Source organism: Massilia genomosp. 1 (genome assembly GCF_011682185.1).
Classification (GTDB): Bacteria; Pseudomonadota; Gammaproteobacteria; order Burkholderiales; family Burkholderiaceae_D; genus Telluria_A; species Telluria_A rubra.
This window is the reverse complement of sequence record NZ_WHJF01000031.1, coordinates 1-12,322: the sequence shown is the minus strand read 5'-3', so window position 1 is coordinate 12,322 and position 12,322 is coordinate 1. Positions and strand designations below refer to the sequence as shown.

The 12,322-nt window shown below is 60.0% G+C and carries 20 protein-coding genes and 1 pseudogene; 16 read left to right on the top strand and 5 right to left on the bottom strand.

Features of this window, described 5'->3' with window-relative positions:
- Positions 1 to 91: 91 nt before the first annotated feature.
- On the top strand, positions 92 to 697 hold the full coding sequence (locus F1735_RS13900; RefSeq protein ID WP_167237489.1) for a hypothetical protein: 606 nt from the start codon (positions 92 to 94) through the stop codon (positions 695 to 697).
- A 27-nt stretch (positions 698 to 724) separates the two neighbouring features.
- Here F1735_RS13900 and F1735_RS13895 read toward each other — a convergent pair whose 3' ends face one another.
- Both F1735_RS13895 and F1735_RS13890 read right to left on the bottom strand, forming a co-directional pair.
- Complete coding sequence (locus F1735_RS13895) at positions 725 to 1,561, bottom strand: hypothetical protein (RefSeq protein WP_167237488.1); 837 nt, start codon at positions 1,559 to 1,561, stop codon at positions 725 to 727.
- An 81-nt stretch (positions 1,562 to 1,642) separates the two neighbouring features.
- Positions 1,643 to 2,506 carry a hypothetical protein gene (locus F1735_RS13890; RefSeq protein ID WP_167237487.1) on the bottom strand — a complete coding sequence of 288 codons (864 nt, stop codon included), beginning with the start codon at positions 2,504 to 2,506 and terminating at the stop codon, positions 1,643 to 1,645.
- 173 nt (positions 2,507 to 2,679) lie between these two features.
- Between F1735_RS13890 and msrA the strand changes: the two genes are divergently transcribed.
- Positions 2,680 to 3,192, top strand: a complete 513-nt coding sequence (gene msrA / locus F1735_RS13885; protein ID WP_167237486.1) for a peptide-methionine (S)-S-oxide reductase MsrA — start codon at positions 2,680 to 2,682, stop codon at positions 3,190 to 3,192.
- Between the two features lie 47 nt (positions 3,193 to 3,239).
- Here the strand turns inward: msrA and F1735_RS13880 are convergent, their stop codons facing one another.
- Positions 3,240 to 3,476 (bottom strand): hypothetical protein, encoded by a 237-nt coding sequence (locus tag F1735_RS13880; RefSeq protein ID WP_167237485.1) that lies wholly within the window; start codon positions 3,474 to 3,476, stop codon positions 3,240 to 3,242.
- A gap of 251 nt (positions 3,477 to 3,727) precedes the next feature.
- Here F1735_RS13880 and F1735_RS13875 point away from each other — a divergent pair, with 251 nt between their 5' ends.
- The 4 genes and pseudogenes from F1735_RS13875 to F1735_RS13860 form a co-directional block, all read left to right on the top strand.
- A complete protein-coding gene (locus F1735_RS13875) occupies positions 3,728 to 4,120 on the top strand; it encodes a hypothetical protein (RefSeq protein ID WP_167237484.1) in 393 nt (130 codons plus the stop codon).
- Positions 4,121 to 4,189: 69 nt separating this feature from the next.
- Positions 4,190 to 4,651 carry a lysozyme inhibitor LprI family protein gene (locus F1735_RS13870; RefSeq protein WP_167237483.1) on the top strand — a complete coding sequence of 154 codons (462 nt, stop codon included), beginning with the start codon at positions 4,190 to 4,192 and terminating at the stop codon, positions 4,649 to 4,651.
- A 195-nt stretch (positions 4,652 to 4,846) separates the two neighbouring features.
- Entirely contained in the window at positions 4,847 to 5,476 is a 630-nt protein-coding gene (locus F1735_RS13865; RefSeq protein WP_373888520.1) for a LysM peptidoglycan-binding domain-containing protein, read from the top strand.
- 198 nt (positions 5,477 to 5,674) lie between these two features.
- Positions 5,675 to 5,776: pseudogene (locus tag F1735_RS13860) on the top strand (peptide-methionine (S)-S-oxide reductase); the annotation flags it as partial.
- A gap of 83 nt (positions 5,777 to 5,859) precedes the next feature.
- Here the strand turns inward: F1735_RS13860 and F1735_RS13855 are convergent.
- Positions 5,860 to 6,942, bottom strand: coding sequence for a DUF4349 domain-containing protein (locus tag F1735_RS13855; RefSeq protein ID WP_167237482.1), 1,083 nt, complete (start codon positions 6,940 to 6,942; stop codon positions 5,860 to 5,862).
- Positions 6,943 to 7,093: 151 nt separating this feature from the next.
- On the bottom strand, positions 7,094 to 7,717 hold the full coding sequence (locus F1735_RS13850; protein WP_167237481.1) for a hypothetical protein: 624 nt from the start codon (positions 7,715 to 7,717) through the stop codon (positions 7,094 to 7,096).
- A 242-nt stretch (positions 7,718 to 7,959) separates the two neighbouring features.
- Between F1735_RS13850 and F1735_RS13845 the strand changes: the two genes are divergently transcribed.
- The 10 genes from F1735_RS13845 to F1735_RS13800 all read left to right on the top strand — a co-directional run.
- Positions 7,960 to 8,202, top strand: a complete 243-nt coding sequence (locus F1735_RS13845; RefSeq protein WP_167237480.1) for a hypothetical protein — start codon at positions 7,960 to 7,962, stop codon at positions 8,200 to 8,202.
- Positions 8,190 to 8,633, top strand: coding sequence for a lysozyme inhibitor LprI family protein (locus F1735_RS13840; RefSeq protein WP_167237479.1), 444 nt, complete (start codon positions 8,190 to 8,192; stop codon positions 8,631 to 8,633). The genes F1735_RS13845 and F1735_RS13840 overlap by 13 nt, the downstream gene beginning before the upstream one ends.
- A gap of 228 nt (positions 8,634 to 8,861) precedes the next feature.
- On the top strand, positions 8,862 to 9,305 hold the full coding sequence (locus F1735_RS13835; RefSeq protein ID WP_167237478.1) for a lysozyme inhibitor LprI family protein: 444 nt from the start codon (positions 8,862 to 8,864) through the stop codon (positions 9,303 to 9,305).
- Between the two features lie 115 nt (positions 9,306 to 9,420).
- On the top strand, positions 9,421 to 9,882 hold the full coding sequence (locus F1735_RS13830) for a lysozyme inhibitor LprI family protein (RefSeq protein ID WP_167237477.1): 462 nt from the start codon (positions 9,421 to 9,423) through the stop codon (positions 9,880 to 9,882).
- 99 nt (positions 9,883 to 9,981) lie between these two features.
- Positions 9,982 to 10,212, top strand: a complete 231-nt coding sequence (locus F1735_RS13825) for a hypothetical protein (protein WP_167237476.1) — start codon at positions 9,982 to 9,984, stop codon at positions 10,210 to 10,212.
- An 89-nt stretch (positions 10,213 to 10,301) separates the two neighbouring features.
- On the top strand, positions 10,302 to 10,649 hold the full coding sequence (locus F1735_RS13820) for a 50S ribosome-binding protein YggL (RefSeq protein WP_167224543.1): 348 nt from the start codon (positions 10,302 to 10,304) through the stop codon (positions 10,647 to 10,649).
- A 260-nt stretch (positions 10,650 to 10,909) separates the two neighbouring features.
- On the top strand, positions 10,910 to 11,182 hold the full coding sequence (locus F1735_RS13815; RefSeq protein ID WP_167237475.1) for a hypothetical protein: 273 nt from the start codon (positions 10,910 to 10,912) through the stop codon (positions 11,180 to 11,182).
- 189 nt (positions 11,183 to 11,371) lie between these two features.
- Positions 11,372 to 11,794 carry a hypothetical protein gene (locus F1735_RS13810; RefSeq protein WP_167237474.1) on the top strand — a complete coding sequence of 141 codons (423 nt, stop codon included), beginning with the start codon at positions 11,372 to 11,374 and terminating at the stop codon, positions 11,792 to 11,794.
- Positions 11,791 to 11,985, top strand: a complete 195-nt coding sequence (locus F1735_RS13805) for a hypothetical protein (protein ID WP_167237473.1) — start codon at positions 11,791 to 11,793, stop codon at positions 11,983 to 11,985. Before F1735_RS13810 ends, F1735_RS13805 begins: the two co-directional genes overlap by 4 nt.
- 58 nt (positions 11,986 to 12,043) lie before the next feature.
- On the top strand, positions 12,044 to 12,322 hold a 279-nt coding region (locus tag F1735_RS13800), incomplete at its 3' end, for an IS4/Tn5 family transposase DNA-binding protein (RefSeq protein WP_267876664.1).

Sequence of the window (12,322 nt, the reverse complement as noted above, 5' to 3'; positions counted from 1 at the left end):
CCCCGTTTGCATGACACGGCCGTTTCATTCTGTGCCGATGTGAAAAACGCCCATCCGGGCTTCCCACGCACTTGACGAAACGGATCCGACCATGAAACCAGCACGCCCACAGCACCAGCCCATTGCACTGCACCTTGTCGAGATTCCGGTACCTTGCAGCGCCTCATGGGACGGCATGACGGGCGATCATCGTGTCCGTCACTGCAAGGGGTGCGACAAGAACGTCTTCAATCTGTCGGCCATGCCGGCCGTGGAAGGGGCCGCGCTGATCGCGGAAAACCTCAATGGCGATCTGTGCGTGCGCATGGACAAGCGCCAGGACGGCAGCGTGGTCTCCAGCGATAGCGCCGACAGTGTACGCGCCGGCGCGCGCCAGCCATGGCGCCGGCTGCCGGGCCTTGCCGGCGCCGCCGTGCTGGCCTTGTCGGCCGCCGGCTGTTCCACCGGCGACGTCCAGCCCGTCACGCCGGTGAGCGCCGGCGCGACGGTCACCCCCGAGCCGCCCACGACGGAGCTGCTGGGCGCGGCGCGAGCGAGTGAAGCCGCCGCCGCGGTCGTTGCGCCAGCCAGTTCGCCCGGCAAGGGTACACGCCAGTGCGAAAGCGACGCACGATTACAGCAGCTGATCGGCAAGCCGCAAGCCGGGCATTCGATGCCGACTGTACTGATCGATAGTAAAGGCATCTGCACGCGCTGATCGGCAAGGCGGCCGCTAGCGCTGTGTTCATGCGTTGGTCGGCAGCGATTGCTGCTGCCGTGCGATCAGCGCATGCAGCAGTGCGAACGATAAAATCGAACTCGGATGAATCTTGTGAAACACCTTGCCATCGACATCGATGATGCTCGATTTTTCGGTCCACAAATTGGTCTTGATATTGCTGATGCGGGCGATCTGGATGCTTTTTTGCCCGATCTGTAACTGGTCCGCGCTCAGGATCATCTCGAACGTCGGGAAATCCATATTCCGCGTGGCGACCATGCTTTTCGATTGCGCCACGCTGTCCTCGAAATAGCGGAAGATCACCGGTTTTCCGGCGCGCAGCTGCTGATGCAAGGCCTCGCCCCGATGCTTGACCTGCAGGCTGTTCAAGCGTTCGCTCAATTCGGCAAAGCGGTGAATGCGGCTGCCGATAAACGTCCACGGCGCACCCGGCGCGGCGCGATAGCCGATACCGCCGTAAAAGAAGCTGTACAGGTCTTCCAGGTCGCGGTACAAGGTGACCTTGCCGCCATCGGGACCGCTGGCGTGGATGCCGTTCTCGAACAACTGGAAGGTCGGCTGCGATGCCGCCAGGCGCCAGAAAAGCAGCGCGGTCGCGATGCCCAGCGCCAGCGAGCCGAACCCCACCATGTACAGGAGCGACACATCGCCGTTGAATCGGAAATTGGGGCCGATGCGCGTGGTGAGCCACAGCACGAACAAGCCGACCCCGGCGAACAGCGCCGCCATGAACCAGCCGACGAAAAGAAACGAACGGCTTTTGCCATAGGTGGCAATCAATGGACCAAGCGCCCCGGTGGCGCCGCTTCCCGCATCCGGCTTTTTCTCAGTGGCTATCATCGCTCGCTTTCATCATCGATGGTGACTGCGCTTGCATCGAGCGCAGCATGGCAAGATCAAGAATCTGACAAGCCGATTCTATCAAACTTCGTTCGCATGGCCCTTGCGCAACTTTTTCAGCCGGCGGGCCTCCGTGCGGCGTCGCGCCTGCATATCGAAAATCATGAAATGCAGCACCTCGCCCGACAGGATCGCCTTCCCATGCATCTTGTGAAAATCCGAGCCATCCTTCATGCTCCTTATCGTCATGTTTTTTGTCCAACGATTGAATCCAACTGTGTCGATGTGCTCGATGTCGATGACTTTCCGGCCGATGCGCACCTGCTGTTCATCCATGCTCAGTACGGACGTCGGATAATCCTTGACATGGGCGACGCTGTGACTGACGCTGCGCGCGGCCTTGTCGTCCAGATAGCGGAACGTGACTGTTTCTCCAGCGTTCAGCCGGTCGTATAGCCTGGCCGCCCGCTGTTTTCTATGCAGATAGCGCATGCGGTAAGTTAAACCGCCGCAGTCGCGTATGGGATGGCCGATCAGGATCCAGGGCTGCTGCGGCGTGCTCCGAAAGGCGCAGGTGCCGTTATCAAAATACAGAATGTCTTCGATATCGCGATACAGGACGGCGTGCCGCCCTTGGGGGCCGCTGGTGCGAATGCCGTACTGATACAGCCGGTAGGTCTGCTGCGCCAGCGAAACGCGCCGGATACCCCAGCCGATGGCAAAGCCCAGGACCACAGCGCCGATTCCCGCCGCTCCGAGCATCCACGCGTTGCCGGCGTACTCGTACTTCGCCACGTCCTGCGTGCTGAACCAAAACGCGAGCAAGCCGCCCGCTGCCAGCAGCGTGGCGATGGTATTGCCGGTCAAACGGAAAAAATGCTCGTTGCGGTGCGTCGCAAGCAAGGCGCCGAATGCAGCGTGGTCCGATGCTCGTTGTTGTGTCATTACTCGCCTTGTGACCAGATCCATGCAGATTTTACCAAGCGACCCCGTCCCGCGTGCCAGTCGCATGGCATCGACTATTGCAATATGGCGCTGGCGTCCCATCTATGATCGGAAAGGCAGGCTTGAGTATATGCCTGGATGCAAACAATTACTTGAATAACGAGGACGCACAGATGAAAACAGAACAAGCAATCCTGGCCGGCGGGTGTTTTTGGGGCATGCAAGACCTGATCCGCAAAATGCCTGGCGTTCAGTCCACACGGGTCGGTTACTCGGGCGGCGACGTGCCGAACGCCACCTACCGCAACCATGGCACGCATGCCGAAGCGATCGAAATCAGCTTCGACCCCGATGTGATGAGCTACCGCAAGTTGCTGGAATTTTTCTTCCAGATCCACGACCCATCCACGCCGAATCGCCAGGGCAACGATACCGGCGTGAGCTACCGGTCCGCCATCTATTATTCCAGCGATGCGCAGAAGGCAACCGCGCTCGACACCATCGCCGACGTCGACGCCTCCGGCATGTGGCCCGGCAAAGTGGTGACCGAGCTGGCGCCGGCCGGACCGTTCTGGAACGCCGAGCCGGAACACCAGGATTACCTGGAGCGCAATCCGGGCGGCTACACCTGCCACTTCGTGCGCAAGGACTGGCGCCTGCCGCAGCGCGACCAGAGCGCAGGCTAAGCGCTGACCGCAGCCGTCGCCCGGCGACGGCTGCGCCCCGGCTCCCTTTACTTCAGCAACACCGCAATATCGGGCACGGCCACGCCGCCCGGGCCGATCACCGAGTTCGCCGGATTGGCCGTGCCGTTGAACGGCGCCGCCGCGCCCGTCGCAACGTCAACCCGGTACAGCGTGGCCGGCCCCGTGCCGGCACTGCGCAAGGCCGCCAGCCAGGAGTCTGCGCGGCAGAACGATTTTGCTACGATTTCAGATATTTCCAGCGGTCCTTGACCCCTTGCCCACATCGAAAAAATCGATTCCGGAGCGCTTTGAGCGGTCGAAAAATCGGGCCGTCGTTTGCAGATGTTCTGCCGCGCAGACTCCTAGCGGTTTTATTGGTGCAACTGTCTTCCTCGAATTGCCCGCCCGGCGCTTAAATGTTGGTATTTTTATCATTGTTCGTGATATCATTTGCTTAATATTGAGACGCGCCGAAGTCGCTTGGGAATGCTCGCCCGTATTCCCAAGGCACGCTGTATAAAAGGAAAGAAGCATCATGCGCACGGTATCTAAAATTGTCTTGTCGGCGCTGTTGGCGTTTCCGATGAGTTCGGTGCAGGCCCAATCGCCCGCAGTTGCTCCACACGTTGGTACAGTCGATAAATGCAATAAGTTCTCGCAAGCCGGCAGGCACGATTGTTTCAGAAAATCATTCGTGGAGAGCACGCTGACGCTGAAGAAGGCCGAGGCCGATGCGCTCGGAAAAATCGCTCTGTGGTTCGAAAATGACCGGTACAAAAACATTGCCAGGACTAAGATGCGGGCCGCTGACGCGGCCTTTGTGCGTTACCGCGAGGCCAGGTGCGCCTTTATCGTCGCGCTGCGCGGCGCGGCGCTGCCATCGGCAACGACCACGACATCACCCGGCTTGCTTGCCTGGCTGACATGAATGTCGAACGGGCGCTGGAACTAAAGCGCGACACGGACGATCTTTTGTCCAATTAATTGGAGGTCAATAGTGCAACATTTCCTCACGCTCCGCCATGGAGTCGCCTGCATCGCCCTCATGCTGCTGGTCGCGCCACTGCTTGCTCTGCAAGCGGGCGCCGCCACACCGGCGCCGCCCGTCGATCCGTTCGACGACTGCGAGCAGTATTCGATGGCTGACAAGCACGACTGCATTGCCAAATTGGCCAGGAGCAGCGCGTTGGCGCTGGACAAGGCCGAGGCCAAGGCGGCCGCCGCCATCGCCCGGTGGGATGGCGACGCCAAGGACGTCAAGCAGGCAAGGGCCAGGCTGCAGGCATCGAATGCGATGTTCTCCGCCTACCGTCTGCATCAGTGCGCGTTCTCCGTGGCTACCGTCGGCGGCGGCGCCGGCAATTCACGCGATACCGCCCGGCTCACTTGCCTGGCCCAGAAAAATCTGCAGCGCACGCAGGAACTGGCGCGCGAAACGGACGGCTTGCCACGCAAATGATCCAGCCCGCTTTTGCATATTTCTAGTGGATTTTGGCATTGATGTCATATCTGACGAAATGCTTGCAAATTCGGCTATTGTTTATCGATATTTCACAAGGAACTTCATGGATGGCTAGAAAAGTCGCAGCAAGGGCTGCTCAAATCGTCGGGCGACCCCGCTTGGGACTTCTACGACTGCGATATCCAGGCAGCAGTGAACGAATACAACCGCCACCTGGGCCGCACGCCGGCTTATGTCTTGCTCGACTGGCAGATAATCAAGGCGATGCTGTGGACCGAATCGGGTGCCGCCGCTGCCCAGTGGAAGATTAAGCCGATGCAGATCGGCGTATTGGGCGACCCCGGCATGATGTCGCTGTTGGGCGACAAAGAAGGTGGTGACTTGGTCATGCCGCCGGCGTTGCGCGCACGCCTGACCGGCGGCACCATCCGCACCATCCCGTCCCACAATATTCGCGGCGGCATCGGTTACCTGCTGATGCGCAGTGCAACCTACGCGCACATCACTGTGCGCGTGCCGGGCACGACCGTGGAGGAGGTGAAAGTCAAGCAACGCGATAACTTCGACAGGATTGCGCGCAATGAACACAGTACGATCGCGACGCTGCGCGAGCTCAATCCGGGCGTCAACGTGTTGCAGAAGGGTCAGGTGGTCAAGACTCAGCAGGCCACCGTGCAAAAGGTCATCACCGGCTGGCGTCCGATCACCAGCAGTCACATCTACGAGGTCTACAACGGCCGTCGCGACAAAAACTACGTCCGCAAACTCGATTTTTCGCTGGGGCTCGTGCGCAAGGGCCGCAGCGGGGTGTGCGCGCCATAGACGGGCATATCCTCAACAGTCCTTGTGAGCTTAACCCTGGCGCCTTGCGCCAGCGGCCGGATCGATGGCCTAACCCAGATATTTCATCAGCAAGTCAATCGGACGGGGAATGTGCGCTAAACGGCCCGCTCCCAAAGATGCTTTTTTGCAACATTCACTTTGAATAACGCTGATGCGCATATCAATACGGAACAAGCAATGCTGGCCGGCGGATGTTTTTGGGGCATGCAAGAGCTGATCCGCAACATGCCTGGCGTTCAGTCCACCCGCGCCGGGTACTCGGGCGGCGACGTGCCGAATGTGCCTGACGTGGTTTCGCAACACACCAGCGGAAAATGCATGGCGGCGCGACGCCATGCGCGTGCGGCCGCCGGGGCGGGCGCTTAATGCGCCGTGCCGGCTTTCCGGCTCCGGCGCAGGAAGCGCAACGTCAACGCGCTGCCTGCGCCGGCGATCAGCAGCAATGGCCACAGGCCTGCGAGCGCCAGGAACACGTTCAGCGTGCCATCCCAGCCGCCGCGCAACTGCTCTTGCAGCCGGCTGGCAAAGCCCGGGCGCAACTGGCGGTACATGCTGTCGACGTCCACGCGTTCGCTTTGCAGCACGCGCGATGGCTGGCTCAGCGTCAGCGCGATCGTGCTGAACGCCACCTGGTCCTCGAACACTTTTTTTGCCAGCAGGGCAGCATCGCGCGTGGACTTGGCATCGCCGCGCATGGCGATCACCTCGGTTTTCTGCATCAACCTGCCGCCTTCGCGGACCGCCTCGGCCAGTTCGGCCTGGGTCTCCTGGCTGCGCATCGCATCGAGCTGCTGGCGCAGCAGGTCGAATTGGGCATCGTGCGCCGCGTACTTGCGCTCGTCCAGAAACACCACGTGGCCGGCGATGGCGCGCAGGAATTCCTGGGTCTTGGCGCTGGGCACGCGCACCACCAGTTGTCCCTCCACCGTATATTCGTTCAGCTCGATCAATTTGCCGTCCCCGACCGCCTGGCGCTCGGTGCGCGTGCTGGCGGTACTGATCTCGTTCTTGACCACGAAACCGCCATGGCTGGCGACGCTGTCCTCGATGCCGAGCGCGGCGACGTACACATCCTTGACGCGGAAGTTCGCGCTGGCCGTGCGGATGAACTTGCGTTCGCCATCGTTGTAGGCGGTCGTGCCGCCGCCCAGTTGCTGGGCAGCACTGGCCGTGGTAAGGGGCTTGGGCGGCGCCGGCGTCGCTTCGCTGGCCGCGCTGCGCCTCTCGCTCAGGTTCGGCGCGGCCGCCGGCGCTGCCGCCGCGCGTGCGCTCGCCTTCTCGGCCGGGGGTGGCGGCGCTGCCGGAGCTTGCAAACTTGCAATATCGACCGTCTCGACGGCGGCGGGGCTCGCGTGCTCTGCCGGTTCTTCTTTTTTGCCGCATGCCGTCATCAGCGCGAGCACGGTTATGCAGCCGGCGACGCGCTTGGCGGGTGTCAGGTTCATCATGGCAATCCTTGGGTTGATCGATTAAAAACGGCGGCGGGGCGGCAGGGCGCCCACTGCCGGGCAGGGACCAGAAACGCATCCGCACCCATTAAACGATTCAGTACGGAAAAAGGGGTTAAGCGTGGCGTGGCGCCGGCAAAGGCAGGACTCAGGCGACCTTGCGTACACCCGGCAGGCGCTGCAGCGCGCGCGCTTGCAGCGGCTTGTCGTGCCGGTCGCAGCGCGCGCGCAGCACGGCCATGTCGACCAGGTGCGGCTGGCTGACGGCGTCATCGAGCGTGCTCTTGTACCAGAACACGTCGAGCGGCTCGTCGCTGTGCGCACGCACCCGGTCTTCGATCTCGGCCTGCAAACTTGCCTGGCAGTGGTAGGGATCGAGCGCCACCCCGAAATGGCGGTGCATGATCTCGCGCACCTGGGCGCTTTCGTGGCGGACGACCTTTTTGTCGAAAATGAACGAGCCGATTCCGGCCACGGCGGACAACGCCATGATCAGCCCGCACAGCACCTTGCTGGCGGTGTTATCAAGCATATCGAACGCGACCAGGGCGATCACGAACGCCAGCGGCATCCAGATGCGCAGGTAGCCGCACAGGATCGAGCGGCCATCGAGGTTATTGAGTTGGTAATAACTGCCGGTCTTGAAATCGACGTAATGGCTGCTCATCGGGATGAGTGGCAGGTAGTACAGATGGCCGAACACGGTTTGTACCGATGTCGTGCCGACCTTGTGGACGGCGCCATAGGCGCGTTTGCCCCAGATGATGAACATGTTTTCTCCGATTAGATGGCTACACGTCACGTGCAGGCAGAAACAGAGTATGAGGCCCTTGCGGATATTACTCAATCAACAACTAGAGATGTAGGCAGGCAATGTCAATCTGGCGCTTTTTCTTAGGCATAAATACAACATATTGCTTTCTTGGCTGAACTGATGAGGCCCTGGAACATGAAACCGCGGTGTGTCCACCATGTCTGGAAAGCAGTTATTTAGCGGTATAATGGATAATATTATTGCATCATTTTGGCGGTCAACAATATGTTGAAGGGAAAATGTCACTTGAGCGGTACAGCGGGCTATCAGTTGTGAAGTATCAGAAAACGAAGGTTCAGGACATCATCATCGGCTGGCGGGTATTTAGCAGCAGCCTGCTCTGCGAACGTTATAAGTACCGAGGCGATCCGCCATATGGCCGCAAAATCAACTTCACGCTGGATCGGGTGCGCGATGTAAAGGGAGCGTCATGTCCTACGTAAGCGATTTTCTCATCGTGGCGCTGCTCGCAGGGGCAATCGCTACGCTGGAGGCAAAAGCGCAGACGACGACACCGGCGATCGGTGCGGCGGAAAAATGCGATCAGTTCTCGCAGTCGGACAGGCGCGATTGCGTTGATAAGATGGCTGCCGACAGCGCGCTGGTGCTGAAACAGGCGGAGGCGAAAGCCGTCGCCGCGATCGCTGGATGGGATGAGGATGATAAATACACCAGGTTAGCAAAATCCAGGCTCGCTGCTTCCGGGATCGCGTTTGCGCGTTTCAGGCGGGCGCAATGCGCCTTTGCCACCTCGATGAGGGGCGCCGCCGCCGGGGATTCGCACGAGATCAGCCGGCTGGCGTGCGTAGCGAACATGAATGCCGCTCGCGTGATCGATCTTGCGCGCGAGACGGCCGGCTTGCCGCCCAAGTAGCCCGTGCGCTCGTGCTGCACTGTTGGTCATGAATACAACATGTATGCTGACATGCGGCCTGTATTGTTGCGGTTGCAACTCTCAATTTTGTTGGTTGTTTCTTAAGTGTTGGCATTATTATCATGGAAAGTGATATCTTTACTGCGCGTTGGGATGTCAATCCAGCGTGCGCTGCAATGACATCGCCATGCGCATTCCCGGCAGCAGCTGTATAAAGGAAAAAACCTCATGCGCACAGTAGTACACATTATTCTGGTGGCGCTGTTGGCTTCGTCGTTGAGTGCGGTACAGGCTCAAGCGTCCGCTGCGGCGCCACAACGCGTCGAAGACGAACAATGCGGTGAATTTTCGCAAGCCGGCAGGCATGATTGTTTCAGTAAATTGCATGCGAAGAGCACGGTATCCTTGAAGAAGGCCGAGGCCGCTGCGCTGCAAAAAATTGCCCAGTGGTTCGAAAATGACCGTTACAAAAACATTGCCAGGACCACAATGCGGTCCGCCGGCGTCGCCTTTGTGCGCTACCGCGAGGCCAAGTGCGCGTTTGCCGATTCGCTGCGCGGCGGCGCCATCGGCAACGCGCACGAGATCAGCCGGCTTGCCTGTTTAGGCGCCGCGAATACCGAGCGGGCGCTGGAGTTAAAGCGCTATACGGACCATTTTCAGCCGGATTAAGCGCTTCGACGCGGCAAAACTATCGCAAGAAGCGGCGATCCGGCCGTGACCGCGCGCACTGGCGGCGGCACTCATTTGTTGAAAAGGCAGTCGTATGCATGTCCAGAAATCCAAAGTGAAACATCCCGCTACGCTCCGCCATGGCGTGGCCCGGATCGTCCTGGCGCTGCTTGCCGCGCCCCTGTTGTCACTGCCGGCGCGAGCGGCCACCGCGGCGCCGCCAGTGAACCCGTTCGACGACTGCGAGCAGTATTCGATGGCCGGCAAGCATGAATGCATTGAGAAGTTGGCCATCAAGAGCGCGCGGGCGCTGAAAAAGGCCGAGGCCAAGGCGGCCGGCGCCATCGCCAGGTGGGATGAAGACGACAGCTACATCCAGCAGGCAAGGGCCAGGCTGCTGGCATCGAACACGGCGTTCGCATCCTACCGCCTGCATCAGTGCGCGTTCGCCATGGCCAGCATTGGTGGCGGCGCCGGCAATGCGCGCGGTACGACCCAGCTCACTTGCGTGGCCGAAAAGAATCTGAAGCGCGTGCAGGAACTGGCGAGCGAGACGGGCGTATTGGCACGCAGGTGAGCGCCTTTGTTGGTTTTTGTTCAGTGTGACATGCATCTCACATCAAATGGTAAGCTTGCAAACGGTTTGTTGTTCAGACGACATTTCACGAGGAGCGCCGTGGACGGCGACGCAAAGTGGCGGCACAGTCTGATCAACTCGTCGGGCGTCGCGGGCGTTCGCGTGCTGCGCAAGGGTCGGGTGTTCAAGATTCCGGAAGCCACAGTGCGGAAGGTCATCACCGGTTCCATCGCGCTGTTCTACAAGGGCGGCGACAAGCATTACACGCGCAAACTCAATTTTTCGCTAGGGCTCACGCGCAAGGGCCGCAATAGTGTGTGCACGCCGTAAACGGGCGTGTCCTCGAACAGCCCGTGTGAGCTTGGGCCAGGCGCCTTGCGCCAGCGCCCGACCCATGGTCCAAATGGAGAGCAGAGAAGATGATTCGTGCCAACGAGCGCCTGCACCGGCGCACAAAAAAGGGACAGCATGTCGCTCAGTTTCAGGAGTTCACGTTCGCCGTCGAGGCCCGCTTCCGGGGCGCGCCGGACAAGGACAAGCTGTTTGCAATGATGGATGATTTCATCGACATCGCGATCGAGGGCAATGGCCTGGTCTTCGGTGGCGGCTTGAGCGACGCGTTCAGTGGCTGGGTGTCGGCGGGGGCGGGATCGCCGCCCTTGGGCGATGAGCATCGCGCCCTGGTGGGCGCCTGGCTGACGCAGCAAACCTTGCTGGAAGATGTCGTCGTCGGGCCGCTGAAGGATGCCTGGGACGACCTCGACTGATACGGGGCAGGGCGCAACAGCGTTCCGCAGCAACTTGCATGCTGGACAGCGTACATTCCCATCCACGGCAAGTTCTTTCCCGTGACAAGCGCGCCTCGTCGCCCGACAGCCCTCCAGCCACGTAGGACTGCAATCCTGCAGCAATGTATCGTGCTGGCCGCAGCGCATGCAGGACCGCCAATCGCGGCCGCCGCCATGGGCGTCAAGTCGGACGACGCCAGATACATTCATGACGCAAGGATGAAGCGCAGGCTCCGAGCATGGCGATCACTACTTACCGCCAAGTGCATTACACGGATGTGGCCTCGTCGCGCGTCACTGCTGGCGACCCGCACGAGATAATTCAGTGGGCCTTTGTCGCCGACACGAATGCGCACCTTAAGCGGGCAAAGCCAAAGGCACTCGACCGCACCGAAAAAAAGGAATTAAAACATCTTCCGGCGATCCGTTGTGAACGGGCTTTGAAAAGCGCGCAAATTTGGGCTTTGCACGCGGTTTTTGTTAAATTCCCCGCCGTGCCCGGGACGGGGTAGCTTGACTATTTCGCGATTTGTGCATCAAGCCCGCTGGGGAACGATCTTCCCCCAGTGGGAGCCCGCGGCAGGCGTCTACGGCCGCGCGCATGGCGAAAAGCCACGCGCAATGGCACCCAGATTTGCGCGCTTTTACAAGCCCGCTAACATCCGTCGTGGAACGACTATGACTGTGACATTCAGCTTGCAGTGAACGAATACAATCGCCACCTTGGAACGACACCGGGTTTTTCTCGCCTGGATTGGCGCTTCATCAAGGCGATGGTGTGGACCGAAACAGGCGGCGCAAGCCCTCAATGGAAGCGAAAGCCGATGCAGATTGGCGTGCCTGGCGATGCTGGAATGATGGCGTTATTGGGGGAAAAGGAGGGTGGAAATCTGATTATGCCGCCGAATATCCGCGCAAGTCTGACCGCCGGATCCATCGGTACCAACCCGTCTCATAATATTCGTGGTGGTATCGGCTTTTTGTTGTTGCGAATGGCGAATTACGCTCATGTCAGCGTACGCGAACCTGGTTCCCGCGTCCAGGAAGTCAAAGTTGGTCTTGGCGACAATTTCGATAAAATCGCTTCAGCAAATTCAAGCACTCTCCAGGTGTGCGCGAGTTGAATCCAGGTGTCACCTTGCTGCACAAGGGCGATGTTGTCAAATTTCAAAAGGCCAGTGTGCAGAAAGTGATCACAGGCTGGCGTAAGATTACCGCTGCCGCGGCTGCGCTGGGCTATAACGCACCTCGTTATACACAAGTCTTGCGCGCGGTGCCGACCGTGCTGAAAACCTGTTTACATTCAATGACTTAACGCGCCCCTTGTAAATTCGCCGCATTTCAGGTTTACTTTCGTCTTTTGCGTGGACGAATTGGCGAGAGCACCTGCACCTTGGACCGAGACGGAATTTGAGCAACTCGACCTGGGCGATGCGCGCCTGAACAAACGAGCGAGGATCTTGATGGAGCGATTTGCGGCTGACCCGACGGCGAGCGTGCCGAAGGCGTGCCAAGGCTGGGGCGAGACGATGGCGGCGTATCGCTTCTTCGACAACGACAGCGTCGACTGGCAGGCGATCATGGCGCCGCACTGGCAGCAGACGCAGCAACGCATGGCCGCGCTTCCGGTTGTGCTGTGCCTGCAGGACACG

Coding starts and splice junctions, on each gene's coding strand:
- F1735_RS13900 (WP_167237489.1), top strand. CDS start 92: ATGAAACCAGCACGCCCACAGCACCAGCCCATTGCACTGCACCTTGTC.
- F1735_RS13895 (WP_167237488.1), bottom strand. CDS start 1,561: ATGATAGCCACTGAGAAAAAGCCGGATGCGGGAAGCGGCGCCACCGGG.
- F1735_RS13890 (WP_167237487.1), bottom strand. CDS start 2,506: ATGACACAACAACGAGCATCGGACCACGCTGCATTCGGCGCCTTGCTT.
- msrA (WP_167237486.1), top strand. CDS start 2,680: ATGAAAACAGAACAAGCAATCCTGGCCGGCGGGTGTTTTTGGGGCATG.
- F1735_RS13880 (WP_167237485.1), bottom strand. CDS start 3,476: ATGTGGGCAAGGGGTCAAGGACCGCTGGAAATATCTGAAATCGTAGCA.
- F1735_RS13875 (WP_167237484.1), top strand. CDS start 3,728: ATGCGCACGGTATCTAAAATTGTCTTGTCGGCGCTGTTGGCGTTTCCG.
- F1735_RS13855 (WP_167237482.1), bottom strand. CDS start 6,942: ATGAACCTGACACCCGCCAAGCGCGTCGCCGGCTGCATAACCGTGCTC.
- F1735_RS13850 (WP_167237481.1), bottom strand. CDS start 7,717: ATGTTCATCATCTGGGGCAAACGCGCCTATGGCGCCGTCCACAAGGTC.
- F1735_RS13840 (WP_167237479.1), top strand. CDS start 8,190: ATGTCCTACGTAAGCGATTTTCTCATCGTGGCGCTGCTCGCAGGGGCA.
- F1735_RS13835 (WP_167237478.1), top strand. CDS start 8,862: ATGCGCACAGTAGTACACATTATTCTGGTGGCGCTGTTGGCTTCGTCG.
- F1735_RS13820 (WP_167224543.1), top strand. CDS start 10,302: ATGATTCGTGCCAACGAGCGCCTGCACCGGCGCACAAAAAAGGGACAG.
- F1735_RS13815 (WP_167237475.1), top strand. CDS start 10,910: ATGGCGATCACTACTTACCGCCAAGTGCATTACACGGATGTGGCCTCG.